Annotated in this window: 23 protein-coding genes and 1 pseudogene; 12 read left to right on the top strand and 12 right to left on the bottom strand. The window is 58.4% G+C overall.

Features of this window, described 5'->3' with window-relative positions:
- The first annotated feature begins 63 nt into the window (after nt 1-63).
- The 6 genes from AC1ECK_RS25960 (at nt 64) to AC1ECK_RS25985 (ending at nt 6,757) form a co-directional block, all read left to right on the top strand.
- Nucleotides 64-987, top strand: coding sequence for a LysR family transcriptional regulator (locus AC1ECK_RS25960; protein WP_480324227.1), 924 nt, complete (start codon nt 64-66; stop codon nt 985-987).
- 119 nt (nt 988-1,106) lie between these two features.
- Entirely contained in the window at nt 1,107-2,258 is a 1,152-nt protein-coding gene (locus AC1ECK_RS25965; protein ID WP_480324229.1) for an SRPBCC family protein, read from the top strand.
- Nucleotides 2,259-2,302: 44 nt separating this feature from the next.
- The gene (locus AC1ECK_RS25970) at nt 2,303-3,505 is read left to right on the top strand and encodes an ABC transporter ATP-binding protein (RefSeq protein WP_480324231.1); all 1,203 of its coding nucleotides are present in this window, start codon (nt 2,303-2,305) and stop codon (nt 3,503-3,505) included.
- A 2-nt stretch (nt 3,506-3,507) separates the two neighbouring features.
- Nucleotides 3,508-4,563, top strand: coding sequence for an ABC transporter substrate-binding protein (locus tag AC1ECK_RS25975; protein ID WP_480324233.1), 1,056 nt, complete (start codon nt 3,508-3,510; stop codon nt 4,561-4,563).
- A gap of 42 nt (nt 4,564-4,605) precedes the next feature.
- Complete coding sequence (locus AC1ECK_RS25980) at nt 4,606-5,862, top strand: ABC transporter permease (protein ID WP_480324235.1); 1,257 nt, start codon at nt 4,606-4,608, stop codon at nt 5,860-5,862.
- A gap of 67 nt (nt 5,863-5,929) precedes the next feature.
- Nucleotides 5,930-6,757 carry an ABC transporter permease gene (locus AC1ECK_RS25985; protein WP_480324237.1) on the top strand — a complete coding sequence of 276 codons (828 nt, stop codon included), beginning with the start codon at nt 5,930-5,932 and terminating at the stop codon, nt 6,755-6,757.
- Between the two features lie 148 nt (nt 6,758-6,905).
- On the opposite strand, the gene AC1ECK_RS25990 is transcribed toward AC1ECK_RS25985, so the two are convergent.
- Together AC1ECK_RS25990 and AC1ECK_RS25995 are read right to left on the bottom strand one after the other, a co-directional pair.
- Entirely contained in the window at nt 6,906-7,766 is an 861-nt protein-coding gene (locus tag AC1ECK_RS25990) for a transporter substrate-binding domain-containing protein (RefSeq protein WP_480324239.1), read from the bottom strand.
- A gap of 118 nt (nt 7,767-7,884) precedes the next feature.
- Nucleotides 7,885-8,736 (bottom strand): HalD/BesD family halogenase, encoded by an 852-nt coding sequence (locus AC1ECK_RS25995; RefSeq protein ID WP_480324241.1) that lies wholly within the window; start codon nt 8,734-8,736, stop codon nt 7,885-7,887.
- Between the two features lie 63 nt (nt 8,737-8,799).
- Here AC1ECK_RS25995 and AC1ECK_RS26000 point away from each other — a divergent pair, with 63 nt between their 5' ends.
- Nucleotides 8,800-9,690, top strand: coding sequence for a LysR substrate-binding domain-containing protein (locus AC1ECK_RS26000; protein ID WP_480324245.1), 891 nt, complete (start codon nt 8,800-8,802; stop codon nt 9,688-9,690).
- A 27-nt stretch (nt 9,691-9,717) separates the two neighbouring features.
- On the opposite strand, the gene AC1ECK_RS26005 is transcribed toward AC1ECK_RS26000, so the two are convergent.
- Nucleotides 9,718-10,668: an NADP-dependent oxidoreductase gene (locus AC1ECK_RS26005; protein ID WP_480324247.1), complete on the bottom strand. Its 951-nt coding sequence runs from the start codon at nt 10,666-10,668 to the stop codon at nt 9,718-9,720.
- Nucleotides 10,669-10,793: 125 nt separating this feature from the next.
- On the opposite strand from AC1ECK_RS26005, the gene AC1ECK_RS26010 reads away from it, so the two are divergent.
- A complete protein-coding gene (locus AC1ECK_RS26010) occupies nt 10,794-11,732 on the top strand; it encodes an AraC family transcriptional regulator (RefSeq protein ID WP_480324249.1) in 939 nt (312 codons plus the stop codon).
- A 168-nt stretch (nt 11,733-11,900) separates the two neighbouring features.
- Here the strand turns inward: AC1ECK_RS26010 and AC1ECK_RS26015 are convergent, their stop codons facing one another.
- Both AC1ECK_RS26015 and AC1ECK_RS26020 read right to left on the bottom strand, forming a co-directional pair.
- Nucleotides 11,901-12,887: a DODA-type extradiol aromatic ring-opening family dioxygenase gene (locus AC1ECK_RS26015; RefSeq protein WP_480324251.1), complete on the bottom strand. Its 987-nt coding sequence runs from the start codon at nt 12,885-12,887 to the stop codon at nt 11,901-11,903.
- A gap of 35 nt (nt 12,888-12,922) precedes the next feature.
- On the bottom strand, nt 12,923-14,173 hold the full coding sequence (locus tag AC1ECK_RS26020) for an MFS transporter (protein ID WP_480324253.1): 1,251 nt from the start codon (nt 14,171-14,173) through the stop codon (nt 12,923-12,925).
- Nucleotides 14,174-14,966: 793 nt separating this feature from the next.
- Between AC1ECK_RS26020 and AC1ECK_RS26025 the strand changes: the two are divergent.
- A pseudogene (locus tag AC1ECK_RS26025) lies at nt 14,967-15,260 on the top strand (methylenetetrahydrofolate reductase C-terminal domain-containing protein); the annotation flags it as partial.
- A 93-nt stretch (nt 15,261-15,353) separates the two neighbouring features.
- On the top strand, nt 15,354-16,376 hold the full coding sequence (locus tag AC1ECK_RS26030) for a methylenetetrahydrofolate reductase (protein WP_480324450.1): 1,023 nt from the start codon (nt 15,354-15,356) through the stop codon (nt 16,374-16,376).
- A 24-nt stretch (nt 16,377-16,400) separates the two neighbouring features.
- On the opposite strand, the gene AC1ECK_RS26035 is transcribed toward AC1ECK_RS26030, so the two are convergent.
- From AC1ECK_RS26035 to AC1ECK_RS26055, 5 genes are all read right to left on the bottom strand, one after another.
- Complete coding sequence (locus tag AC1ECK_RS26035) at nt 16,401-17,282, bottom strand: LysR family transcriptional regulator (protein WP_480324255.1); 882 nt, start codon at nt 17,280-17,282, stop codon at nt 16,401-16,403.
- Between the two features lie 190 nt (nt 17,283-17,472).
- The gene (locus tag AC1ECK_RS26040; protein WP_480324257.1) at nt 17,473-17,874 is read right to left on the bottom strand and encodes a dihydroneopterin aldolase; all 402 of its coding nucleotides are present in this window, start codon (nt 17,872-17,874) and stop codon (nt 17,473-17,475) included.
- Nucleotides 17,867-18,730: a bifunctional 5,10-methylenetetrahydrofolate dehydrogenase/5,10-methenyltetrahydrofolate cyclohydrolase gene (locus tag AC1ECK_RS26045; RefSeq protein WP_480324259.1), complete on the bottom strand. Its 864-nt coding sequence runs from the start codon at nt 18,728-18,730 to the stop codon at nt 17,867-17,869. Before AC1ECK_RS26045 ends, AC1ECK_RS26040 begins: the two co-directional genes overlap by 8 nt.
- A 7-nt stretch (nt 18,731-18,737) precedes the next feature.
- Entirely contained in the window at nt 18,738-19,610 is an 873-nt protein-coding gene (gene purU, locus AC1ECK_RS26050) for a formyltetrahydrofolate deformylase (protein WP_480324261.1), read from the bottom strand.
- 71 nt (nt 19,611-19,681) lie between these two features.
- Nucleotides 19,682-21,094: a hypothetical protein gene (locus AC1ECK_RS26055; protein ID WP_480324263.1), complete on the bottom strand. Its 1,413-nt coding sequence runs from the start codon at nt 21,092-21,094 to the stop codon at nt 19,682-19,684.
- A gap of 350 nt (nt 21,095-21,444) precedes the next feature.
- Here AC1ECK_RS26055 and AC1ECK_RS26060 point away from each other — a divergent pair, with 350 nt between their 5' ends.
- Complete coding sequence (locus AC1ECK_RS26060; protein WP_480324265.1) at nt 21,445-22,470, top strand: porin; 1,026 nt, start codon at nt 21,445-21,447, stop codon at nt 22,468-22,470.
- A 46-nt stretch (nt 22,471-22,516) separates the two neighbouring features.
- Here AC1ECK_RS26060 and AC1ECK_RS26065 read toward each other — a convergent pair whose 3' ends face one another.
- The gene (locus AC1ECK_RS26065) at nt 22,517-23,518 is read right to left on the bottom strand and encodes an AraC family transcriptional regulator (protein WP_480324267.1); all 1,002 of its coding nucleotides are present in this window, start codon (nt 23,516-23,518) and stop codon (nt 22,517-22,519) included.
- Nucleotides 23,519-23,620: 102 nt separating this feature from the next.
- On the opposite strand from AC1ECK_RS26065, the gene AC1ECK_RS26070 reads away from it, so the two are divergent.
- Entirely contained in the window at nt 23,621-24,520 is a 900-nt protein-coding gene (locus AC1ECK_RS26070; RefSeq protein WP_480324269.1) for an SDR family oxidoreductase, read from the top strand.
- Nucleotides 24,521-24,596: 76 nt separating this feature from the next.
- Here AC1ECK_RS26070 and AC1ECK_RS26075 read toward each other — a convergent pair whose 3' ends face one another.
- Nucleotides 24,597-25,571 carry an AraC family transcriptional regulator gene (locus AC1ECK_RS26075; protein ID WP_480324271.1) on the bottom strand — a complete coding sequence of 325 codons (975 nt, stop codon included), beginning with the start codon at nt 25,569-25,571 and terminating at the stop codon, nt 24,597-24,599.
- Nucleotides 25,572-25,671: the final 100 nt, after the last annotated feature.

The raw sequence follows: 25,671 nt of genomic DNA on the forward strand, positions 1-25,671 counted from the left end.
TTGGCTATGCAGAGATTTTTGTCGGGCGGAGAATTTGTGTAGTCCGGACACGGGGAGAATCAGATGGAAGGCCATCCAGTGCGGTATTCGTTGCGTCAGCTCCGCTACTTCGTGGTCACCGCGGAAACGCTGTCGTTCACCGCCGCGGCGAAACGGTTGCACATCTCACAGCCGTCCATTTCCACTGCCCTCGCGGATCTGGAAGAGTCGTTCGGAGTCCAGCTCTTCATTCGCCATCATGCGAGCGGACTGTCGCTGACGCAACCGGGCCGGGACCTGCTAGGGCATGCTCGCAATCTGCTTAAAAATGCGGAGGAGTTGCAACTGACCGCGAAAGAGCTCGACGGCGGCATGTCCGGTTCCATTTCGCTAGGCTGCATGGTGTCGCTCGCGCCGCCGTTGATGCCGGGAATCATCAGCCGTTTCGTTCAGGATCACGCGTCGATCACGTTCCGCACCACCGAGGCGCATCAGGACACGCTGCTAAGCGGCCTCGCCGACGGCTCGCTGGATATCGCGCTCACGTATAGCCTCGATATCACGGACGGCATCACATTCAAGCCACTGCTTTCGCTGCCTCCGTACGCTATTCTTCCCAGTACGCACCGCCTTGCCCGCGCCCGCCGGATCTCGCTGGCGGACCTGCTTCCCGAGCCTTATGTGATGCTGGATCTGCCGCATAGCCGCGAGTACTTCTCGGCGCTTTTCGATGCGGTCGGCAGCCGTCCGGTGGCGGCGTTCCGGTCGTCGCAACCGGAAGTGGTGCGCGGCATGGTCGCCAATGGTCTTGGCTACAGCATTCTCAACTTTCCGCTCAAGTCGAACCGCACGGTCGACGGCGAAGACTTCGTGATTAAACGTTTCAAGGAAAACGTCAATGCGACCACGCTCGGCATCGCCATGTCCAGTTCGATGAAACCGCGCGAAATCGTGAAGCGATTCTCGGCCTTTTGCGAGACCTATATCCGGCGCTTGCGCATAGAATAACCGTCAGAGGGTCTGCATCGGATCTGCCTATGCAATGCATCAAAAAACAGTATTTTGACTAGAAATTTGGATTGATAGATTGGTACTCGTCGCAATGCAGACGATGACCTGGAGGCCACATGGCAGCCCTTTCGCTCTCGACAGAAACCGGATCCGACCTGGTCCGGGCGCTACGCGCGAACTGCGAGCGCCCGTTCGGGGACGCCCGCGCCATGCCGCCCGGGGTCTATACGTCGGAGGCGTTTCTCGCGCTTGAACGGCGTGACGTGTTCCGCAACGAATGGCTATGCGTGGGCCGCGCGAGCACGCTCGCGCAAACGGGCGACTATCTGACCGCGCAGATCGACGACCAGCCGGTCGTGGTGCTGCGTGAAGCAAACGGCGAATTGCGCGCGTTCTCCAACGTTTGCCTGCACCGCATGTCGGTGCTGCTCGAGGGGCGCGGCAACGTGCGCCGCATCGTTTGCCCGTACCACGCGTGGAATTACACGCTCGACGGCGCGCTTGCCGGTGCGCCGCTGATGGACCGTCAAGCCGGCTTCTGCAAGGACCAGTACGCATTGCCCGCGGTGCGCTGCGAGACGTGGCAAGGCTGGATCTACGTGACGCTCAACGACCATGCGCCGTCGGTCTCGACACAGCTTGCCGAACTCACGTCGCTGATCGGGCAATACGGCATGACCGACTACGTCGAGACGTTCCATGAAGAGCACCTGTGGGACACCAACTGGAAGATCCTCGCGGAGAACTTCATGGAAAGCTACCACCTGCCGATGCTGCATCGCGCCACGGTAGGGCCGCATTCGAAGCTCGAGGAAATGGAGTGTCCGCCGGGGCTGCCCGCGTTCAACTATCACTGGATCACCAAGGAAGCAACGCTGCCGATCGGCAACGCGCACCCAGCCAATACACGGCTCGAGGGACACTGGCGCCGTACCACCGCGCTGCTGGCCATCTATCCGACGCACCTCGTCACGCTCACGCCTGGCTACTTCTGGTATCTGATCCTGCAGCCGCGAGGCGTCGGCCACGTGCATATCCGCTTCGGCGGCGGCCTCGCGCCGGAGTTCATCGACGACCCCAAGGCCGCCGAGTACATGGCGACGCTCAAGACGCTGCTCGACGAAGTGAATGCCGAAGACCGGCGCGGCGTCGAGTCGGTGTTTCGGGGCGTGCATGCACCGCTCGCGAAGCCCGGCCACCTGAGCCCCCTCGAGCGGCCCAATTACGATTTCGCGCGCTATCTCGCGCAACGCATCTGCGCGGCATGACGCCGATCCCGCGCGCGAATAGCCGACCCATCGCCGACACTACCATGCCTGATCAATCGTTCATCTCTTTCTCGGGCGTCAGCAAGTCGTACGACGGCACGCACAGCGTGGTCGAAGGACTCGACCTCGACGTCGCCCGCGGCGAATTCGTTTCGCTGCTCGGGCCGTCGGGCTCCGGCAAGACCACGACGCTGATGATGCTCGCCGGCTTCGAATCGCCCACCCGCGGCGAAATCCGGCTCGCGGGCAAACGCCTCGACCACAAGCCGCCGCATCAGCGCGACATCGGCATGGTGTTTCAGAACTACGCGCTTTTCCCGCACATGACGATCGCGGAGAACGTTGCGTTTCCGCTCTCGGTACGCAAGGTGAGCAGCAGCGAGCAGAAGGCGCGCACGCTGCGCGCACTCGAAATGGTGGAACTCGCTCATCTCGCGGGTCGCCGGCCGGCGCAACTATCGGGCGGCCAGCAGCAGCGCGTTGCGCTGGCCCGCGCGCTGGTGTTCGAGCCGAGCGTGGTGCTGATGGACGAACCGCTCGGCGCGCTCGACAAGCGTCTGCGCGAGACGATGCAATACGAAATCATGCGTCTTCACCGCGATCTGTCGCTGACGATCGTCTACGTCACACACGACCAGAACGAAGCCCTGACAATGTCGGACCGCGTCGCGGTGTTTTCCGATGGCCGCATCCAGCAGGCCGCCACGCCGACCGAACTCTACGAAAACGCGGCGAATGCTTTCGTCGCGAACTTCGTCGGCGAGAACAATGGCCTGATGGGCAGCGTCATGTCGAACGAGGCCGACTGGGCTGCGCTGCAGCTTGCCGACGGCAGCATCGTCCACGGCCGCGCGGGCAGTGGTCTCGGCAACGGCGACACCGCGATGCTCGCGCTACGCCCCGAACGCGCGCACATCGCCGCGACGCCGGAAAGCGTCGCACAGGCCGCACAACAGAACCTGAATGTCGTCCATGGGCTCGTGCAGGAACTCGTCTACTGCGGCGACCATCATCGAGTCCATCTGAAGCTCGGTCATGGCGAAACCGTCGTGGTCAAGGTACCGAATACGCAGCATCAGGACCTGCCCGCGCTAGGCCGTCAGTCCGCTGTCGTGTGGCGGCGCGACGACTGCAAGGTTTTGCCGGCCACCGCCGCCGCACGCGCCGCGGTGTCGCCCGATGACGCCGGCCATCCCGCTTCCTCGTCTTCTTCGTCCGCTTCGCCACTCATCGCAGGAGTCAACTAGACATGAAAAGCAACCGTTCTGTGTTCCGGATCGCCGTCGCTGCTTGCACGCTCGGCGTGCTCGCCGCAGCCACGGCTCACGCGGCCGATACGATTTCAGTCGTCACGTTCGGCGGCGCCTATGAAAACGCCGCAAAACAGGCGTGGTTCGAGCCGTTCACCGCCAAGACGGGCAACCAGTTCGCCACCGAGTCGTACGACGGCGGCCTGGCCAAGCTCCAGGCGATGGAACAGGCGAAGAATCCCACGTGGGATCTGATCGACCTCGAAACCAACGACGCAATCACCGCTTGCGACGAAGGACTGCTCATGAAGTTCGACAAGAAGTCGCTCGGCAATACGAGCGACTTCCTGCCCGGTTCGATCAGCGATTGCGCGGTCGCCGCGATGGTGTGGTCCACCGTCTATGCGTACGACACGACGAAGCTCAAGGAGGCGCCGACCTCGATCAACGACTTCTTCGACCTGAAGAAATATCCCGGTAAGCGCGGCATGCGCAAGTCGCCGAAGGTGGCCATGGAGTGGGCGCTGATCGCCGACGGCGTCGCGCCGAAGGATGTCTACAAGGAGCTCGCCACGCAGGCCGGCGTCGATCGCGCGTTCAAAAAGCTCGATACGATCAAGTCGAGCATCGTCTGGTGGGAAGCGGGCGCGCAGGCGCCGCAATTGCTCGCCGACGGCGCCGTCGTGATGACGCAGGCCTATAACGGCCGTATCGACGACGCGGTGCACAAGGACAAGAAACCGTTCAAGGTGGTCTGGGACGCGCAGGTGTACGACTACGAATGGTGGGGTGTCGTGAACGGCGCGAAGCACGCTGACGCGGCGGCGAAGTTCATCGTGTCCGCATCGACGCCGCAGGCCTATGCCGATCTGTCGAAATATATTGCGTATGCGCCACCGCGCAAGAACGCTATTGCGCTGATCGACAAGGCCCGGCTGAACGACCTGCCGACCGCGCCGGCCAACTTCAAGCGTCCGGTGCAGATCGATGCGCAATTCTGGGCCGACAATTCGGATGCGATCAACAAGCGCTTCCAGAACTGGCTCGCTCAATAAGGCCAGGCTCGATCCGGAACTCACGAGGAGCCCCGCGCGCCGATGAACACGCCGCTTCCATCCACTGCCCCACTCGGCCGCGGCACGCCCACTGCGGATCGCGCCGCGTTCCAGGCCGTGCGCCGCAAGGCGGCGCTGCGTGCGCTGCTGCTCGCGCTGCCGCTCCTCGTGTTCCTGCTTGCTACGTTCGTTGGACCGATCGCCAGCCTGCTCTCCCGCAGCGTACAGAATCCTGAAGTGCGCCACGGCATGCCACAGTTCACTACGGCGCTTGCTGCATGGAGCGGTGCGGGCGTGCCGGACGAACCCGTCTTTGCCGCGCTCGCGCACGATCTGAAGGACGCTGCCGCGTCTGGCGATCTCGGCAATATCGCGCGACGCATGAACTTTTATCAGCCGGAGTTTCGCAGCCTGCTGTTCAAGACCGCGCGCGCGAGCCGCTCGCAAACGCCTGCGCAATGGAAGCCCGCGCTGATCGATCTCGACGCGCGCTGGGCCGATCCGCAGACGTGGCGGCTGTTGAAACGTGCGTCCATTTCGCCGACGCCCGATTACCTGCTGAACGCCGTCGACGCAACTGTCGCGCCGGACGGCTCGGTCGCACGCGTGCCGGCCGATAGTGCGGTCTATCGCGCGGCGTTTCTGCGCACTGTGGTGATCGGCGCAACGGTGACGGTGCTGTGCCTGCTGTTCGGCTATCCGGTGGCCTATCTGCTTGCGACGTTGCCGGACAAGCAAAGCAGCCGCCTGATGCTGTTCGTGATCGTGCCGTTCTGGACTTCGCTGCTCGTGCGCACTACCGCGTGGTACGTGCTGCTACAGCCGGGCGGCGTGATCAACAGCCTGCTGATGAGTGTTGGCCTCGTCAGCCATCCGCTGCCGCTCATCTTCAATCGCACCGGCGTGCTGATCGGCATGACGCACATCCTGCTGCCTTATATGATCCTCGCGATCTACTCGGTGATGAAAAACGTGTCGCCGTCGTACATGCGCGCGGCGCAGTCGCTCGGCGCCCATCCGGCAGTCGCATTCATACGCGTTTATATTCCGCAGACGCTGCCTGGTGTCGGCGCGGGGTGTTTTCTGGTGTTCGTGCTCGCGCTCGGCTACTACATCACGCCTGCGCTGCTCGGCGGCGCCGGCGACGAGATGATCAGCCAGTTAATCGCCTCGCAGACCAACGAACAATTGAACTGGGGACTCGCGGGCGCGCTGTCGCTGTATCTCGTGGTGTTTACCGCGGTGTTCTATTTCATCTTCAACCGGCTGGTCGGCATCGACCGCCTGCGCTTCGGTTGATACACGGGGCGGCTTGCCGCTCATCCGTGTGAACCGTCGCACATCCGTCATCAGGAGGCGCACTGACATGAAAGACGGGCGCACCCGGCTTCTTTCCGAACGCATCGCAGGCGCGGGATTGCGCGTGCATTGCGCGATCGTTTTCTTCTTCCTCGTCGCGCCGATTTTGGCCATAGTGCCACTGTCGTTCAATTCCGGTTCGTTCTTTTCATACCCGATGCAGGGGTTCTCGCTGCGCTGGTACATGCAGGCACTCGGCTCTGCAGACTGGCAACGCGCATTCGCGAACAGTATCGGCATCGGTGCGGCGGCCACGCTGATCGCGACCGTCCTCGGCACGCTCGCGGCACTCGGTTTGAGCCGGGCGCAGTTTCCGTTTCGCTCGATCGTGATGCCGATCATCGTGTCGCCGATGATCGTGCCGATCGTGGTCGTCGCGGCGGGCTTCTATCTGGTGTTCGCGCCGCTCGGACTCGTCAATTCGTATCTCGGCGTCGTGCTCGCGCACGCGGCACTCGGCACGCCTTTCGTGGTCATCACCGTCACCGCGTCGCTGCTGTCGTTCGATCAATCGCTGTTACGCGCGGCGTCGGGACTTGGCGCGCCGCCGTGGATCGCGTTCCGGCGCGTGACGCTACCGCTGATCACGCCCGCCGTCGCAACGGGCAGCGTCTTCGCGTTCGCCACGTCGTTCGATGAAGTGATCGTTATTCTTTTCATTGGCGGCCCGGATCAACGCACGGTGCCGCGCCAGATGTGGAGCGGCATTCGCGATTCGATCGATCCTTCGATTCTCGCGGTTGCGACGCTGCTGATGGTTTTCGCCATCGCGCTGTTCGCGTGCCTGACCTGGCTGCGCAAGCGCGCTGCGGCGGCTAGCCGGGCTTTCGCCTGAGCGATGGTTTGCTCGTAGCTATTGCGCAGTTTCTTCGGCTCACGCCGGTTCACGGCCTTGTGCGGCTCGCCTGTCACGACCACGACGCCTGTCGGCGATCTCACTCCCACCGTTTGCATTGTCAGGACACACGACGAGACGCTCAGGCTCACGGCATGATGTTGAGCTTGAACCATTTCTCGGACAGCCGCTTCACTGTACCGTCGGCAAGTGCGGAGGCAAGCGCAGCGTCAAACTTCGCTTTCAGATCGGAGTCGCTTTGACGGAACGCAAGTGCCTCGCCAGGGCCCCAGATCGTGCCGCCAATCTTGGGCCCGACAAAAGCAAGAGACTTGTTTTCCGGTTGCTGAAGTACAGCGGTGAAATAACTCACATCGTCGAATGCGACGTCAATTCGGCCCGCCGCGAGATCCAGATCGCGCTCGGGGGATTTCTTGTACTCGCGGATAGTGGCGATGTCTTTGAAATTCTTATCAATGAAATCCGTGTATGCAGTGCCGGTCTGAATTCCGATGGACTTCCCCTTCAACGCCACGCGCAGTTCGTCGACAGCAGGTTTGTCTGTTTTCGGATCACCAGTTAGCTTGAGTATCCTCCCTGGAGCGCCGGAAGCAGGGAAAATTTTCGGATCGGCTGATACGAACGCCCCCGGGGTCAATGCATAAGGTCGCGAGAAGGCGATTACTTTCTCGCGCTCCGGCGTAATCATGATTGCGTCCATCAATACATCGAATTTACCCGCCCGCAGCCCCGGAATCATGCCATCCCAATCTTGCGCGGTCAGCTTGCACTCAATTTTTATGCGCTCGCACAGATTCTGCATCAGTTCCGGTTCGAAGCCGCCAAGCTTCCCGCCTGGCAGGGTAAGATTCCAAGGCTCGTACGCCCCTTCAGTGGCGATAGTTACTGAAACCCAGTCTTTCGCATCTGCCGATGTGGCCAAGGTAGCGGCCGCACCAAACGCCATTAAGACAATCAGCCGACTCAGCATTCCGCTCTTGAGCATCATTTCAAACCTCTTTTATATAAAGGTGCTGCACATTGTTTCGCAATGCATACTAAATATGCTGGTGTCTCGCATCCCATTTCCGCGACGTCCGGTGGCAAGCGACGATGGCTAACTATCTTTAAGCCACTCGCCCATAAAAGCCAAACCTCTCTTCATCGCTAAACATAACCCCTGATTTTTCGTAGTACGAGAAAACTGCGATCATTCGCTCGCGGTTTCCGCGCACTGTTGTTACGCGATGTGCCGTATTTTTGCCTCTGAACACGTTCAGGTTCCCAGCCTTTAATTGAAGACTCTTGACCTGCGGGTCACGTCCTTCGAGGAGTCTGGCGACGCCGTCATAGTTCGGATCGTCGTCCGCCCGAAGATCAGACCGGTATTCGAAATCGCCTCCGGCTTCCGGTGCCTGCAACAACAGCGTGGTCGTGAATTCGGACCGATCGAAGTGCCAGTTCAAAGTCTCGCCGGCGCGGTAGGACATGACATTGGCACGCGCAAGCGGATCCTGCATCACGTGAAGGGACGTCTTGCCCATTGTCTTGGCCAGAAAGCGGACAAGAGGTTGATACTCGTAGATCGCCAATACGATGCTTCCTGGAATCTGATCGGCGCAAACTGTGCGGCTAACCGTCTCTACTTTACGAAGTGCTGGGTGGCCCGAGTAGAGTTCCGGAATTTCGGGCTTGAAGTAGATGTTATGCACCCTCTTATGAGTATGCGACTCCGTATCCATAACGGGCTGAATCTCAGAAGCGGCTTTTTCTGCCACGCCCGGCAAAAGAAGGCCGTCGAGATTGAACATGCCATTTGCCCTCAACCCGGCAATCGAACTGTCGACCAGATCCTGCCATTCAGCGCTTCCCTCTCGATCCAGTGGGTACCGATCGAGGTCCAAAATATCCCGCATGTTTGTCCCCTCATCTAGTGGTGAAGTGAAGGTATCCAGAAAAAATCTTTCTTTCAACGGCATAAATTGTTAGTCTCCCCATAGAAAAACTTTCGGTAGAGATACGAAGTGTCGAGACTTCCTCCGTTGAACGCGGTTAAGGCGTTTGAGGTTGCGGCAAGATTGGGTGGGTTTGCGTTAGCCGCGACTGAACTAGGCGTTTCGGCGGCAGCCGTTAGCCAGCAAGTTCGCAACCTTGAAGATTATTTGGGCAAGCAGCTTTTCGTTCGGACCGGCAATCGTATAACGCTGACGGATGCCGGGCTCGCTATCTACCCGCAGACCTCGCGCGCCCTGAACGATCTTGCGGCCATGACAGAACGCATTCTTGAAGGTGAGATGCGCATGCGGCTTGTCGTGAGCGCGCCGTTTTCACTGGCCGATGCCTGGCTGGCACCGAAACTGTCGCAACTACTGCATATCTTTCCGCAAATGGCGATCGACATCCGTGTTGACGAAGATCCCGTCGATATGCGTAGGCACGACATAGACCTCCGGATAAGCTATGGCATGTACCACTATCCGACACTGGAAGCCACTCCGCTTGTTCACGATGATGTCTTGCCCGTGTGCGCTCCCGAATTCTGGTACAAACAGGGAAACGATGATTTCGACTTGAGCCGAATTCACGAGAGTATGTTCATCCACACCAACTGGGGATCGAACTACGCGTCTCATCCAACGTGGAGCGACTGGTTTTCAGGAATAGGAAGTGCCTTTCAGCCAGACCCCTCCAACGGTCGTCGTGTTGGCCTGTCGAGTCTGGCGATCTCAACGGCGCGCCTGGGTTGGGGAATAGCCCTCGGTCAGAGGGTCATGGCGCGTGCGGATCTGGAAGCGGGTCGTCTCATCGCTTTGTCGACGGCGTCTCTTCAGCTCGGTCACCCTTACTGTGCTTTCGTATCCGGCGCCAAATCGGAGCGTGCGGATATCAAGCGCTTGCTGGCACTCCTTCGCGACAACAATCCGCCATCCTAAGTTGCGCGAAACGAATGGATCCGCGCTTCAAGTCAGAAGGATGAGTTTGCCGTGAGCCTTTTGGCTTTGGCTCACGTCGAGCGCGTCGCGCCAATTTGTCAGCGGGTACGTGCAGGCAATCGGCACCGTAAATTTCCCGTCGGCGGCAAGCTGTGCAAAGTCATCCAGAACGTGGTAAGGCATGGTGGTGCCTTCTTCGATGTTGATGCGTGCACCCAATTCCTTTGCCGCAGCGAAATCACTGATGGTGACCACGCGCTTAGGATCGCCTGCGATCTTGACGAGAGCAGGCAACGCGCCGCTAACTGGTGCCGTGTCGAGGATCAGATCCGGTGATTTGCCGGCCACTTCAAGAACTCTCTCCATCATTCCTTCGCCATATGGGGTGACGATAGCGCCTAGCTTGCGCAGTCGATCCGCAAAAGTCTCACCAGCGGTGGCAATGACGCGGGAACCACGCATCAGCGCGATCTGAACAGCAACGAACCCTACCGTCGTGCCCGCGCCATTGATCAAGACTGTCTGCTTGGCCCGTACTCCCAAACAATCGAGGCTGCCAAAGGCTGTCGCAACGGCCATCGGCAGCACGGCCGCCTCAATCGGATCGAGATTTTCAGGAATACGTTTCCAGTGCTCCAGGATTGCAAAATCCGATGCTCCCGCGCTGGCAGTGGTGACGAAGTCTACAGGTCCAAAAACCGGGTCACCCACTGCAATATCCTGGACACCTTCACCAACTGCATCCACCGTTCCGGAGACTTCCAGCCCGATGCCTCGCGGAAGACTTTCAGCGAACAGCCCCCGACAGAGAGCCCAATCGGCCGGGTTGAGTCCGCAGGCGATCACGCGCACCCGAATGCGATTTGGGCCTGGGCCGGGAAGCATGGTTTCTTCCATGCGCAACACGTCCGCCGGTTCGCCATAGCTGTGAAAACGGACTGTTCGCGTTTTGATCGAAAGGGTTTCATGAGCGTTCACTACGTACCTCCTGATAGCGCCGAAAAGCAAAATGCTTCGGCTTAAGCGGAATTGATTCTGCCTATCGAGATGCGTATGATCAATGTGAAATAGTCCACATTTTCGTCGCAATCGTTCAAATAACCATGGATCCGCTGTCTGACGTCTTGTCGCTCTTGAAACCTCGCACGTATGTGACAGGCGGCCTGTCTGCGGGAGGTTCGTGGTCACTTCGCTTGCCTGCGTATGAGGGAATCAAGTGCTACGCCGTCGTCGCCGGGGAGTGCTGGCTGTCGGTCGAGGGTGTCGAACAGCCCGTGCGCTTACGCACAGGAAACTGCCTGCTTCTACCGCATGGTCGCAGCTTTGTAATCACAAGCGACCTCGCAATCCAGCCCGTGGACGCACGTACCGTTATTTCCACGGTGGAGAGGTACAACGGCGTCCTCGCTGTCACTCCAGGAGACGATTTCTTTCTCCTTGGGAGCCATTTTGCCCTTGAGGGAAATGCCCGTTTTCTGCTTGATGTGCTACCGCCCATCGTCATGTTGAAGGAGGACTCACAACGAGAGTCCATGCGGTGGGCAGTCGAACGCATGTTGCGTGAGATGCGTGATTTTCAGCCAGGGGGCACTTTGGTTGCTCAGCAGGTAGCCTATACGCTGCTGGTGGAGGCTCTTCGCCTATACCTTGCCGATGGCGCGCAACGAGGCACCGGTTGGCTTTTCGCCCTTGCCGACAAACGCATGAGCATGGCGCTCTCGTGCATGCATCAGACTCCCGCTCATGACTGGACAGTGCAGGAGCTTGCTCGTTCCGCAGGAATGTCTCGAACGGCTTTCGCCCAGACCTTCAAGAAGATTGTGGGAGAAGCGCCAATGGCTTATCTCACGCGTTGGCGAATGACTTTGGCTGCAAATCGGCTCCTGGAAGGTCGCGAATCCATATCTTTGATTGCGCCATCGGTCGGATATCAATCAGAAAGCGCATTCAGCGCAGCCTTCAAGCGGCAATGGGGTAGCTCTCCTAGACAATATCTTCGTAGCCAGCGCCCTCAACTCGGCATTTCGGTTAGTGATCGGTAACGATAAACGGGACGAGCAGGTGTTTCGAATCGGAGAGGGACTCTTCCTGTGGCATTTCCGGTTCCACCTCAGCCTGCGCGACATCGAGGATGTTGCTGTTCGAACGTACGAACAATGCTGTTGAGGCGGGTATCGCTCATGGTCTTTATCTCCCAATGCATGGGTCCGTTAATCGGCGGCTTTCCAGTACATGAAGCCCATGCCTTCGCCAGTGCCGGCGGGCGTGCGCCAGCACGGCACGTAGTCGACCAACGTCATTTCGGCGCCTGTTTGCTGAACGGCCTTCATCACGCTCACATACAACTTGATCTCCGACGTGCCAGACTGATAAGAACGGTTATCGACCGCTGCCAAACCGTCGTAGTCATACCCAGCCAGCATGTTCATGATGCGATGATCGAACTCTTCATCGTTCACAAAATGCGACAGCCCTCCCGATGCAAAAATGCCCACGCGCACATCCTCAGGCCATGCGGCGATGGCATCGCGCAGCACGCGCCCGAACTCGATGCAGCGCGACATCGACGGCTGCGTCGGCGGATAGAAGCAGTTCATGATGACCGGCACATGCGGCGGCGGATCGTCGCCCATGATCTTGTGATAGACGAAGCTGTACGCATGCGGCGCCACGGGGTAGTCCGGCAGCGGCTTCATCCAGACGTTGTCGGGCCACGCGAACAAATCGGTTAGATCGAAGTGCTCGCGCTGGAAATACTCGATCAGATACGCCGCCAGCTTCGGATGACACTGATGCACCACATGATGATCCGGCGCATACACCGATCGCTGCGGCGGACCGTTGTGCACTTCCGCGCCGCTGTAGATGGCGATGGACGGCGAGACATCTGTGAAGATCTCCTTCTGGTCCTTGCCGAGAATGATCGCCACGTCGATCTTCGCTTCGCGATACGCGGCGGCCATCTTGTCCAGCGCCGCACGGCAACGCGCGGCGCGCGCGGTGCGCTCTTCGATGGTCAGGAACGCCTCGAACGCCGCTTCGCGATGCGCTTCCAGTTCGGGATACGTCCACGTCCGGTTGCGGAACCACAACTCCGGATTGTTGCGATCGCGCTCGCCATTTTTAAGCCAGTCTTCTGGTGCCTGACCCAGCATGCCACTGTGCGGCACGGCCATCCCGAATACGATTTTCGCCATGAATACACTTCCTGTGAATTGAAGATCTTTTGCGTTTAAGCCTCGTGCAGCTCGCCTTGCGGTTCGCTGATCTTGGGTGCCCATTCGGGGCGATAGAGGAAAGCCGTGGCCAAGGCGCCGACGACGAGAAAGAGCAGAATGATGAGCATCGGAAGGCGGTAGCTTCCGCTCACTTGCAGAAGCCATCCCGACAGACTTGCTGTCATGCCGCCGGCAAGACTCGTTGCAACGCCCTGAATGCCGGTCACCAGTCCGATCGCCTGCGTGGGAATCAACGTGAGCCGCGACAGCACGAGATTGTTCGCGGTGACCAAACCGAGCAGCGAAAGCGAGAGAACGTTCCAGAACAACGCCATCTCCACTGAATTCGCATAGGCGCCGAGCAGCACGGTGCATCCGCCGAGAAAGCCCGTCACGGTGAAGATTTTGCGTACGAGAATCGGATTGCGACCGTTGGCAATCACGCGATCTGCCACCCAACCGGCCACCGCCGCGACGATGGCGATACCCGCAAAACTGAAGAAAGTGAAGATCCCGGAGCGGGAGATCGACAGATGGCGTTGCTCGACCAGATACGCCGGCATCCACGTCATGCAATAGAAAGTGAAATAGCCGTAGCAGAAGTTGGTGATGATGCCACCCCAGACGACAGGGCTGCTCAGGATGTTTCCCAGGGTTACCGAACGTATGCGGCTGTTCGAGCGAATGACGTCAGACTTCGAAGGAAAGTCGCTCCGAACCATCGTGAGCCAAGGTATCAGCCACATGAGTCCGACGAGGCCTGTTCCGATGAACATCGCCTGCCACGAGTATTTGACGATAATCCATGCGCCCAGCGGTGCGCCGAACGCAGGACCGAACTTATTTCCCATCGCAAGCAGGCCGACTGCAAGACCGTTCTGGCTCTCGTCGAAGTTGTTGCGTATCCATCGATAGCTAGCCGGAATGACGATTGCCTCGGCCGCGCCGATGATCAGGCGCATCACGACAAGGCTGGTAAGCGAGATCACTGCTCCCATCAGTGCAGTTGCGACGCACCACAGCGCGAAGCTGATCGCGTATGGCCACTTCACGCCATAGCGATCAGCAATCCACCCCATCGGGACCTGAAACACGCCGTACGACCAGAAGAACGCCGCGTTTATCCAGCCTCGATCCACATCGTCGAGGGCGAAATGGCGAATGAAGCCGGGATGTGCCAACGTGGCTGAGATGCTGGTGCGATCAATGTACGCAATCAGCACGCCAACCGCGAGAAGCGCGAGCACGCCCCAGCGGGGGGCCATTTCTGATCGTCTGTTGTTGCTTGTCTCCATATGCTTTGTCTCTTATGTTTGATTGAGTCTGCGCGCGCCGGATGCTTGAACCGTGCGCTGCGTTTCGTGTTCAGGCCAATGCTGGACAAAGCTTCAGCGCTGTCTTGCCAAAGATCCAGGTACGATCTTCCTCGCCAAGCGATGCAAGTTCAGCTTGAGCGCTCATCAGGATTTCCGCAAGCGTACCGGGCAAGTTTTGAGCGGGATTTTCCTAGCCAACTTCTTCTCCTTGGGATCGATCGTTCCTGGCCGCTGCCTGATGCCTTGGCGGCACGGAACGAACCGTCTGGACGAAAACAATAATATGAAAAGACACTCCAATTGTCTCTACACAAAAGTGAGTTTCGATGGCACTTTTCCGCAAGTTTCGGGCTGAACAAGTCGGTGTCGATTCGATCGATAGTTTTCCCATCCGTGATGGTCGGATTCAGATGCAGCTTAAAGCGCGCACATAAACACTATTCGATGCCCTAAATTTCTACGCATAGCCGTTCGATTCGAACGATTTCCGCAAGCTAAGTGTGCGCGTGACGTGCTTTTTCCGTACTCGGTCAAAGAATAAAATTCTTTAGTTCTCTTGCAAAAGCGTTGCTCTCCGGCAGCCCGACTCAAGACGATCTGCAGACCAATATGGGAGACATTGAATGACCGCTGCACCTTATAAACATCGCCATCGTGCGCACACCATACGGCTCCGCCAGCACACGTCCGTGAGTTCACTATGAAAGCGTTGCGTCGTTGGTCACTGAGGCATGCGCACGGTATGCGCACGTTATATAGCTGGTTCGAGCGTCTCGCGCCGCGTCTCACACCGATCACCAAGGTGGTCGGCACTAGCAGGCTCGAAGCTGTTCTACTGCCAATCGAACGCGCAGCCAAGGGTGCCTTCTTCGATTGCCAGATGTGCGGGCAATGCGGCCTCTCGGTGACAGGCATGGCCTGTCCGACAGGATGTGCAAAGGGCATGCGCAACGGACCCTGCGGCGGCGTGCGCCTCAACAGTCAATGCGAGGTTCGACCAGAGCGCCGATGCACCTGGGTTGATGCGACTGAAGGCGATGCGCGCATCCGTCCCGGACACACGGACACGTGGGCTCAGCGCGCGGCTCCCCGCGACCATCGCCTGACGGGAAAGTCGACCTGGATGCCGATGATTGCACCGACCAAGGCCGCACCGGTACGCGCTCCCTCAGTTCCCGCAACCGCAGCAGCGACACCCGCACCGAGTTTTCTGGACGACCCGGTCGCCAACGATTTCGCGAGACTGTGCCGTGAGCGGAGCCGATTCATCGTCACGGTCGAGATCTCCCCGCCGGACTCGGCAGACCCACAAGCGCTGCTGAAGCGGGCGGCCGTGTTCCGCGGCCTAACGGACGCGATCAACGTCACGGACGGCGCGGGCGCAAACTGTCACATGTCGAGTGCGGCGGCCAGCGCACTGCTTCTCTCCGCCGGCTACACGCCCGTCAGCCAGGCCAGTTGTCGCGACCGCAATCGCATTGCGCTGCAGGGTGATGTGCTCGGCGCCGCCGCGCTGGGTATCCGCAATGTCCTGTGCCTGACCGGTGACGATGTTTCCAAGGGCGATCATGCGGGCGCCAAGCCCGTCTTCGATCTGGATTCCGTGAATCTCCTGCACACGTTACGAGGAATGAGCGAACGCGGGGAATACGCATCGGGCCGCAAGCTGGAACGCGCACCCCGCCTGTTCCTGGGCGCCACCACCAACCCCTTCGTGCCGCCATTTGCCGAACGCATCAGCAACCTCGAGCGCAAGGTGGATGGAGGCGCGCAATTCATTCAGACTCAGTTCTGCTTCGATCTGAATCTTCTTGAGCAGTTCATGCATGAGGTGTGCGCGCGAGAACTTCACAAGCGCGCCGCGATCATCGTCGGCGTTGGCATCCTCTCGACAGCCAAGGCGTTGCGATGGATGGCAGATCACGTGCCCGGTGTGAACGTACCGGCGTCGGTCACCGAGCGCATCGCTGCCGCAGCCGATCAGCGTCTCGAAGGAAAACGCTTCTGCATCGAAACGATTCGAAGCATTCGAAACATCGAGGGCGTAGCGGGTGTTCATCTTATGGGCTACAAAAACGAAGAGATGCTGGCCCAGATCATCGTGGAAGCAGGACTGCGCGCTCCGGCCCGCGGAGTCGAGCCGGTCTTGTGAAGCGATCACGCCCTTTCCCAACGATCATATCGGGTGCGCGGCAAACCAGTCGACGAGGAAATTCATCAAAAGCGTTACCTTTGCCGGAACGCCGCTGCCGGGAGCAATGGCGACATAGAGCGTTTGACCCAATGGCGTCCATTCCGGCAAGACTTCGCAGAGCCTTCCATCTGCAAGGTCGTCGCGAACCAGAGGCACGGGCAGCAGCGACAGTCCGAGGCCATCGAGCGCGGCATCCCGTAACGCGGAAAAGGTGTTGGTAGAGAAGGCCGGAGTCGGCTGAGAGTGTTCTTCGCGGCCTCCCTGCTCAAACTGCCACGTATGGTAGGCAAAGTGAACGAGCGCGTTGTGCTTCGCGATATCGTTAGGATGATTTAATGCCGGCGCCAACTTCAGATACTCAGGCGAAGCACACAGGCAGTAAGGAATGTCCGCGATCCTGCGTGCGATGATCCGACTATCCGGTACCGGGCGCGTATGGAGCGCAATGTCACAGCCCTGCTCAAGAAATCCGTAGGCCGTCTGCACTACCCCTCCGAGCACAAGGCGCGGCCGGATCTCGGGATGGCGTTTGGCGAAGGCAGTCAATAGATGAGTTGCGGTGGTTTGTAGCCATTTTGGGGCGAGCACTGAAATTTCGCCTCGCGCCTCGGCTGCCTCTGATGATATCTGCCGGTCCATATCGTAGACCCGGGTCAGTATCTCGTCGCAGAAGTGGTAATAGCCCTTCCCCGCTTCCGTCAGTGACAGGGACCGCGTCGTCCGGTTCATCAGGCGTACGCCAAGCTCGTCCTCGAGCGCCTGAATGTGACGACTGACAAGCGTTCGAGAGATGCCTAGATGCTGTGCCGCACCGCCAAGGCTGCGCTGTTTGACCGCTTCAACAAAAGCTTGCATTGCACTCATTCGATCCAATCTATCCTCCTGAAGTCACCTCGGCTGCGGAGCGCTCCGGAAACGATAATCCATCAAATCGAAAGACGGTGGCAGCGGCCTTCCTTCCAGGCAAACGCCTTTTATGATACTAAAAGTTTCCAGGCATGGATCTCTTCACGCTTAAAGTATTGAACGAATTTTCGACGCGCTCCGCTTGCCGTCACATTTGGCCTTTGCTTAATGTTACGCAGGTACTGGCAAGGCAGGCGGGAACAGCGCGCGGTTTGCCGATTCGAACTTCCACTTTGAGCACCGCGTCGTGAGCCAGGCACATCTGCGCAAGCCTGAACGCAAAGGTCTCGATGAGCATGATGCGCTGCGCCGCGAGCTCCAGCGCACACGCCCGCACACGCGTGTAGTCGAAGGTTTTCGAGAGTTCGTCCTTCGATGGCAACGGCACGCTGACTGCAACGTCGATCAACAGCGGCTGCGGAACCCCCATCTCGCTTTCGTACGCGCCAATATCGGCCATCACCTCGATACCGCTCAAACGAACCTGACACGAAGCCGAAACGAACGCAGCGAAATCTTGCGCGCGCGGCACGAATACCAGTTCATCCATGAGCCAATCTCCTCGCGGCCTTTAACGTATTGGTAAGCAGACAAGCAATGGTCATGGGGCCGACACCTCCGGGAACGGGCGTCACCGCAGCCGCATGCTCCATTTCGTCCGCGGCGCAGTCACCTACGATCAGCGCTTTTCCATTCGGACCTTCTTTTCGTGTGATTCCCACGTCGATCACCACGGCGCCTGGTTTGATCCAGTCACCCCGAACCAGACGAGGTGCGCCCGCAGCGACCACGACGATATCGGCGCTGCGGACAATGTCAGGCAATCCTTGGGTGGCGATGTGGGTTACGGTGACCGTGCATTCACGTTCGAGAAGCAACAGTGCGACCGGCTTGCCGACAATATTCGACTTGCCGATAACGACGGCGTGCTTGCCGCGCATTTTGTCAATGACCGTGTCGAGTAGCATCATGCAGCCCAGCGGCGTGCATGGAATCAGCCCGTCGCTACCCGTCGAGAGGCGCCCCACGTTCACGGGGTGGAAGCCATCAACGTCCTTGTCCGGGGCGATCGCATCGAGTACTTTGCTGGCGTCGATATGCTCAGGAAGCGGCAATTGAACGAGAACGCCGTGCACGGTCGCGTCCTCGTTGAGGCGCTCGATGAGCTCGAACAAGTCCGCTTCCGGCGTCTCCCTGGATAGTCGGTACTCTTCAGAACGAATCCCGGCCTTGTTGCATTCGATGACTTTTTGCCGGACGTACACTTCACTCGCTGGATTGTCACCCACAAGCACGACAGCGAGAGCAGGTGGAAGACCATGCTCGTGGCTGAAGGCTTTCGCCTCGATCGCTACCTTCTCGCACAGTTCTCTGGCAATCTGCTTCCCTTCAATAATCTTTGCCACTTCCACCTCAGTCCCGAAAGACGATGGTCTTGCTACCACACAGCAATACCCTGTCTTCAACGTGCAATCGAACCGCTTCGGAGAGCACGCGTCGCTCGATATCACGGCCTTTGCGCACAAGGTCGTCGGGCATATCGGCGTGATTGATCGGCTCGACATCTTGATGAATGATCGGCCCCTCGTCGAGATCGGCGGTGACGTAGTGTGCCGTCGCCCCGATCATTTTCACACCACGAGCGTGAGCCTGGTGATAAGGCTTGGCGCCCTTGAAGCCCGGCAGGAACGAATGATGGATGTTGATGCAGCGGCCCGCGAGGAAGTCCGCCATCCGGTCAGAGAGCACCTGCATATAGCGCGCGAGCACGACCAGCTCAGCACCAGTCTCTTCGACGATCCCCCGGATCTGGGCTTCCTGTTGCGGCTTCGTTTCCCGTGTAACCGGGAAATGATGATAAGGAATGCCGCTACTCAGCGAGATCGTGACCGCCTCTCTCGGATGGTTCCCGACGATACCGACGACGTTCATCGCGAGCTCGCCGATGCGGCGGCGATACAGCAGGTCGCCAAGACAATGGTCCAGCTTGCTCACGAGGAAGAGAACCTTGACCGGTGTGTTCTTGCGGCGAATCTTCCACTGAATTCCCGCTGATCGCGCAATCTCGCCGAAGTCTCTTTCGATGAGATTGATCGCCTCCGTGCCCGAAACATCGATTTCCGTGCGCATGAAAAACCGATTGGACTCGCGATCGTTGAACTGCGCAGCAGCGACAATATTGCCGCCGTGCGATGCCAGACACGTGGTGACTGCCGCGACAAGCCCTGGACGGTCTTTGCATTGAAGGGTTAGGATGCAGGTTTCAGTCACATCAGACTCACTCATTCCAGATGGGATCGTGCAGTCGCCGGAACCGGCAACTGACTCCAGCCCGGACGTACCGGGCCGACACGTGCTCACTTGCGATACACACTGCGCGCGTGTGCGCCGTAGGGCGCGGGCGCCACGATCGCTTTGATCGAGGTCTGCTCGTGCGGCTCGACCTGCGGCTTGGTGGAAATCGGATTCTCGCCCCAGAGGACCGTTACCTCCGTCCCGGTTTCAGCGAACTCCTCATCGATCACCGCCAGCGAAACGACGGCACGCTCGTTCGCGATGTAGCCGCAATCCATCGAAATCCCGACGCGATTGCCGCCGACCCGCACCTCATCCATCTGGTAAAGGCCATACCGAGCCTTTGGCATATTGAAGTGCTTGAACCTGGGACCTTCGGTCCAGGCTGACGACACGACGCGCGCCATGTCCTGCGCATCCCAGACCAGCGTGACCTTTTTGCGACGCTTGCCTTTAGCGTGCTCTTTCAGCGCGTCGGAGCCAACGAAATCGTGATCGAACGCCACCATGCGTTCATATCCAAGATCAAACGGCGTAACGTAGTAGTCGGAAATGTCCTTCGAGTAGAGACTGCCCGCAAGGCTTCCGGCGGCTTTAGCAGGCAGCCATTCACGATACCCTTTCAGTTCGTCCTGGCTAAAGATCGCGGGCATCGGACCAGGAATCCAGCCCGATTCCAGGTTGGCCGTGGAATAAGCAATCGAGCCTACGCGAAGCAGACCGAACTCCTGACCGGCTAAGAGAATCGCGTCTCGAATCGCACCGCCCTCTGCCCAGGGTCCGAAGATCTCGAAGCCGACAGCGCCCGCCATTCCGTGACGCAGTGCGCGGACGCGGTGTCCTGCGATCTGAAAGTCAGTCATGCCAAAGAACTTGACATCTGGAAGCAGCTGGCCGGTCAGCTTTTCCACGAGCGGGCCAGCGAGCGGACCCTGAAGCTCGTATCGGTACACGACGGGCGGGCGTCCGCCGCGATCCATCGACTGCGGGTCACGCTCTGTCGTGACGTCCCACTTCCCCGTTTCGACGTGGTACTGAACCCAGTCGAGTGCCGTCGGACGGCCAACCAGATTGAACAGTTCTTCTTCAAGGTAAAACAGCACACAGTCACCGAGATAGTGGCCGTCCGGAGTGGTGGCGATGAATTGCTTCGCCATGCCTGGCTTGAAATTCTTGAAGCTGTTGACCGCGAGGCTGGAGAGAAGAGCGAACGCGCCCGGGCCTTTGACATAGTGATCCACCATGTGATGCGACTGATCCATGAACCCGACACCGTCACGCCAAGCATTGACTTCACTCTGCCAGTTCGTGAATTGGCCAGACACAGTGCCGTGCGAGAAGGCACGACGCTGACTGTTGCGCAACAGATCAACAGCGTTTCCAGCGCGCTGGATTGCGGATTCCAAGCTCTCAGTCGGTGAAGCGGTCATTTGATGATTTCCTATGTCGTAGTTTGATTTCGTCTCGATTGCCATGGGTCTGCGGAGAGACGACGCAGTAGCACAGCGCTAGACGTGATCTTACGAGCAAGGGGATGGCGGAAAAAGCACGTGAGACGCACACTTAGCTTGCGGAAATCGCTCAAATCAAACTGACGATCTGCTGCGCCTCTTGCAACGAATCGGGATAGGTGTCCGCATCGGAACTGGAGTATTCCCCAGGTCGACCGAAAAGTACCAGCGAATGCACGCTTTGTGCAGGGATCCGAAATATCACATCGAATACTCTGCTCCCGTGTTCACTGTCATCGCAGTCGCGTCGCACGGAAACATACGAACTAGAAAGTACGACTCACTTGATTTACGATAAGAAAATCCGGAGACAAATGAAAAAGACTCTTCTCGCAGCGTCAGCAGCCGTTTCCTTAAGCGCGTTACATGGCGCTTATGCGCAAACGTCGGTGGTCCTCTACGGCGTTGTCGACAACGGCATCGAGTATCAGGACGGTGGCGCAAATAGTGTAGTTCGCGCATCGTCTGGCGGCTTGTTCGCGACTGTGTACGGCCTCATCGGTCACGAGGATATCGGTGGGGGCGTTCATGTCAACTTTCAACTGGAACAAGGATTTTCTGCCTTCAACGGGACGGGGCAGGCGCCGGGCGCCGCGTTCAATCGGTTGGCATGGGTCGGCATGTCGGGCAGCTTCGGTGAATTCCGTATCGGACGTCAGAAGAAGCCTCAGTACCTGTTCCTCGATGGGGAACTCGATCCGATTGCAGGAAAATCGATTGCCTCATCCTTTAGCGATCTGTCGAGCGTTTCTGTGCGCGCCAACAACGCGATTACGTACTTCACTCCGAGGTATCACGGCTTCGAAGCACAGCTCATGACTGCAATGAGAGATTCGACCACGAAGCCTTCCAACGGCATTCAACTCTACAACGCAGTGTTCAAATATATAAACGGCCCGTGGCACCTTGCTGCCGGCTACGAGCAGCAAGACAATGCAGCGGGAACCTCAGTCCAGCGGAATTTTATGGTGGCTACGTCACTGAGGTTCGATGCCGCCCGGTTTCACCTCGTCTACACAACAGAGACTCAATCTGATCACAGTTTGGACGTGGCCCTTTACACTGCTTCGGCATCTGTGCTGTTGAATCCCGCGAACGAGATTGCCCTAATGTATGGTTATCTTCATGACCGCAGCGGCAAGGGTAACAACGCGCAACAGGTAGGTCTCGGTTATATGTATTTCCTCTCGAAGAGATCAACGCTGTACGCGCTGGCAGGCCTCGTCGATAACCGCAATCGGGCGACATATGGGCTTCAAGGCACAGAATATTCGGGTATTCCGGTGACGCCCGGCGCGACCGCGCGCGGGATCATAATTGGAATGGCGCACAAGTTCTGACTCCGAGCAATAGGCGCATTCAACCGGTCGTCGCAACCGGGGGGTATCAATCAATGTCCGAGCCCGGATGGCCGCCTCTGTGCTGGGCATGATCGTGCATGACGACGGGCACGTTACCCGAATTTCTCTGGTAGAAGCCAGGGCGGCATTTGATTATCTTCTTGAATGCGGCGCTGAAGGCGCTTTCGGATTCATATCCGACTGTGCTTGCTATTTCTGCGATGGAAGCCCTTTTTTCCTGCAGAAGATCGCACGCAATCTGCATACGCCAATGTGTGAGATAGTCGATTGGCGCAAGTCCAACCAGTTTCTTGAAATTGGACGCAAAGCCCGCGCGAGACATTCCCGACGTCATCGCCAATGTATCCAGAGACCAGGCCTTCCCGTAGTGGGTGTGGATAGCCTCCATCGCCTTAGATAGCTTCGGATGGGACAAGGCAACGAGCCAATTCCTGTCGCTCTTTGCCGAAGCAAGATAGATGCGCAAGGTCTGCAAAAGGATGATGGGCGCCAGATAACCCATCATCAGCGAGCGGCCTGCGCTGCGCCCCTGAAACTCTGCACCGAACCTGTCCAGGCTCCATCGCAGGACCGTCGCGTGATCCAGGTACGCGGGTATATGTATAACCGGCGGAAGAGCGCAAAGAATGATATTCGAAAAGTGACTATCGAATCTGAACATGGTTCCGATTGAAATCACGTCTCCACCGCCATTACAAACCGCGAGGCCGTTCTCGTTCCGAGTATGAGCCAGGACTTTAGAAGATATTCTCCTTCTGACCTTCAGGTTCTTGGCCAGAACGAAGCTTCGACCTCCGGAGACGAGGAAACAATCCCCCGTCTTAAGGTGATATCGCGCCTCCTCGCCCTCGACGGTGAGCCAACACTCGCCCTTCGTAATAACCTTGAAGCTGAGGGCCTCAGTGGGAGGGAACTCGATCGCCCATGCACCTCCGGCATCAAACGCGCCTGTGGCGAACGCATCTAATTTCATTCGCGACAGAACGACGGACAAAACGTCCTCTGAAGAGGCTGCGTTAATCCACATGATTTAGACTTTCTAGCATAAAGTTCCGACGATCTCGCATTTCCAAGAGGATTGCTAACGACTATTCTGGACTCTGCAAAAGTTCAAGACAAGAGGGCAATCATGCGTGTGTTTATCACCGGAGCGACCGGTTGGGTGGGTTCTGTCGTCACCAGGGAACTCGTCGAGGCTGGCCACAAGGTCGTGGGACTTGTCCGCTCCGAAGAGAAGTCGCGAGTTCTGTCGGCTTTAGGGGGCGAGCCGCTACTCGGTTCGATCAGTGATGTTGATATCCTCAAGGCAGGCGCTGATGCTGCGGACGCAGTCATCCATACCGCCTTTGGCCGGGGTCTAGGCCAGCCCGCGGCTTTCGCCGAGGCTGCGAGAGAAGATCGTCAAGCCATTGAGACTTTCGGCAACGTTTTCGAAGGATCTGATCGGCCGATCATCATCACGGGCGGGATCGGCGTTCTGCCGCGCGGGCAAGTATTTACTGAGGAAACCCCGCCCGCTCCGATCAATCCTGCATTTCCACGCGCTTCGGAGCAAGCAGCTTCGGCCCTGGCCGATCGCGGCCTGCGTGCAATAACCGTGCGATTGCCGCGCTCGGTTCATGGTGCAGGAGAGACCCATGGCTTTGTCCCGCAACTGATGGCGCTGGCGCGTCAAAAGGGCGTTTGTGGTTACGTTGGCGACGGCCAAAATCTCTGGCCGTCCGTTCATAGGCTCGACGCGGCGCGACTCTATCGTCTTGCTCTCGAAGGCGGTGGCATGGGTGGTCCCTTTCATGCGGTCGCTGAGGATGGGATTCCATTCAAACTGATTGCCGAGGCCATCGGCCGCCGCCTCGATCTCCCAACCAAGTCGATTGCGCTTGATGAGGCGGCGGAACACTTCGGCGCTCTGGTGATGCCCGTCAGTGGCAACGGGCCCGTCTCCAATCTGCGAACCAAGGAGCGCCTCGAGTGGAAGCCGCAGGAGTTGGGTCTCCTCGCGGACATCGACCAAAACTACTCAGCGTAGAACTCGGCAGCGCGGATCTAGCGCACTACTAAATTTCCCGAGAAGTATTAGTCGGATCTCGGAACCGTACCAGGGGTCACCGAAAGCCGTTTAGCCTGGGAAGCTCGGGTACTTCCAATCGTTGTCCGCCATGGGCGTCGTCACCAACATGAAGGCGCCCATATTGACGGGGCGAGCAATTCATAACCCGCTTGAACGCCGTGCTAAAGGCCTTCTCCGATTCATAGCTGAGTGCGGAACTGATCTCCGATATCGAATCTTGGGAATTGATCAACCTGTCGGCAGCCAGCATCATTCGCCAGCGCGTCAGATAATTCATGGGCGATAGTCCAACCGTCTCCTTGAATTTCAGCGTGAAGGCGGTACGTGACATCGCCGCTTGTTCGGCCATGGTCTTGAGGGTCCACCTGCGGCTGGGATGTGCGTGCATGGCATTGATCGCCGCGCGCATGCGCTTGTCGGCAAGCGCGAAAAGCCAACCTGTTTTGCCGTGCCCTTCATTCAACATATGCAACCGCAACACCTGCACCAGCATCATCGTGGCGAGCTGCTGGGCGACGATGAATTCTCCGGGCTGCGGATCGCTCAACTCCTGTCTCATGCGTTCGACGCACCAGCGCAGTATTTCGCCATCTCGCTCTTCCCTTAGGTGAACGAAAGGCGGTAGCAGGTTCAACAGCAGATCGGCTTGAGGTGCAGCCAAGCTGAAATACGCGCCGACGCTTAGAAACTCACCGCCTTGGTTATATGTCACAACGCGCCCGTCAAAAACGAACGGAGGAAGTGCATCGGCGTCGACCGGCTCGACTAAAAGATTGCTGGCTATCAGAAATGACTTTCCCCTCGCCAACAGGAAACATTCCCCTGCGCCGACCTTAACCGGGTCGAGGTTACCCTCGACCGATACCCAACACTCGCCCTTGATAACGGCCTGGAACTTGATCCCTTCGTGAGGACCGAATTGCAGTGCCCAATCACCGGATGCATCGAAGCCACCCGACCCGTAGCCGCGGACCTTGAGCAGAGACAACACATCCGATAGCGGATACATTTCAATTTCCGAACGATCTAAAACTAAATATGAACTATACGACATAGATTATTCAGTCTCAACCGCACAAACTCTTCCGGGAACAATCAGGGAGAATCGA

This window comes from Paraburkholderia sp. SSBN10T (genome assembly GCF_056619545.1).

Bases quoted from the DNA above. Each gene is read 5' to 3' on its own strand.
- AC1ECK_RS25960 (WP_480324227.1), top strand. From the start codon at position 64: ATGGAAGGCCATCCAGTGCGGTATTCGTTGCGTCAGCTCCGCTACTTC.
- AC1ECK_RS25965 (WP_480324229.1), top strand. From the start codon at position 1,107: ATGGCAGCCCTTTCGCTCTCGACAGAAACCGGATCCGACCTGGTCCGG.
- AC1ECK_RS25970 (WP_480324231.1), top strand. From the start codon at position 2,303: ATGCCTGATCAATCGTTCATCTCTTTCTCGGGCGTCAGCAAGTCGTAC.
- AC1ECK_RS25975 (WP_480324233.1), top strand. From the start codon at position 3,508: ATGAAAAGCAACCGTTCTGTGTTCCGGATCGCCGTCGCTGCTTGCACG.
- AC1ECK_RS25980 (WP_480324235.1), top strand. From the start codon at position 4,606: ATGAACACGCCGCTTCCATCCACTGCCCCACTCGGCCGCGGCACGCCC.
- AC1ECK_RS25985 (WP_480324237.1), top strand. From the start codon at position 5,930: ATGAAAGACGGGCGCACCCGGCTTCTTTCCGAACGCATCGCAGGCGCG.
- AC1ECK_RS25990 (WP_480324239.1), bottom strand. From the start codon at position 7,766: ATGATGCTCAAGAGCGGAATGCTGAGTCGGCTGATTGTCTTAATGGCG.
- AC1ECK_RS25995 (WP_480324241.1), bottom strand. From the start codon at position 8,736: ATGCCGTTGAAAGAAAGATTTTTTCTGGATACCTTCACTTCACCACTA.
- AC1ECK_RS26010 (WP_480324249.1), top strand. From the start codon at position 10,794: ATGGATCCGCTGTCTGACGTCTTGTCGCTCTTGAAACCTCGCACGTAT.
- AC1ECK_RS26015 (WP_480324251.1), bottom strand. From the start codon at position 12,887: ATGGCGAAAATCGTATTCGGGATGGCCGTGCCGCACAGTGGCATGCTG.
- AC1ECK_RS26020 (WP_480324253.1), bottom strand. From the start codon at position 14,173: ATGGCCCCCCGCTGGGGCGTGCTCGCGCTTCTCGCGGTTGGCGTGCTG.
- AC1ECK_RS26030 (WP_480324450.1), top strand. From the start codon at position 15,354: ATGATTGCACCGACCAAGGCCGCACCGGTACGCGCTCCCTCAGTTCCC.
- AC1ECK_RS26035 (WP_480324255.1), bottom strand. From the start codon at position 17,282: ATGAGTGCAATGCAAGCTTTTGTTGAAGCGGTCAAACAGCGCAGCCTT.
- AC1ECK_RS26040 (WP_480324257.1), bottom strand. From the start codon at position 17,874: ATGGATGAACTGGTATTCGTGCCGCGCGCGCAAGATTTCGCTGCGTTC.
- purU (WP_480324261.1), bottom strand. From the start codon at position 19,610: ATGAGTGAGTCTGATGTGACTGAAACCTGCATCCTAACCCTTCAATGC.
- AC1ECK_RS26055 (WP_480324263.1), bottom strand. From the start codon at position 21,094: ATGGCAATCGAGACGAAATCAAACTACGACATAGGAAATCATCAAATG.
- AC1ECK_RS26060 (WP_480324265.1), top strand. From the start codon at position 21,445: ATGAAAAAGACTCTTCTCGCAGCGTCAGCAGCCGTTTCCTTAAGCGCG.
- AC1ECK_RS26065 (WP_480324267.1), bottom strand. From the start codon at position 23,518: ATGTGGATTAACGCAGCCTCTTCAGAGGACGTTTTGTCCGTCGTTCTG.
- AC1ECK_RS26070 (WP_480324269.1), top strand. From the start codon at position 23,621: ATGCGTGTGTTTATCACCGGAGCGACCGGTTGGGTGGGTTCTGTCGTC.
- AC1ECK_RS26075 (WP_480324271.1), bottom strand. From the start codon at position 25,571: ATGTATCCGCTATCGGATGTGTTGTCTCTGCTCAAGGTCCGCGGCTAC.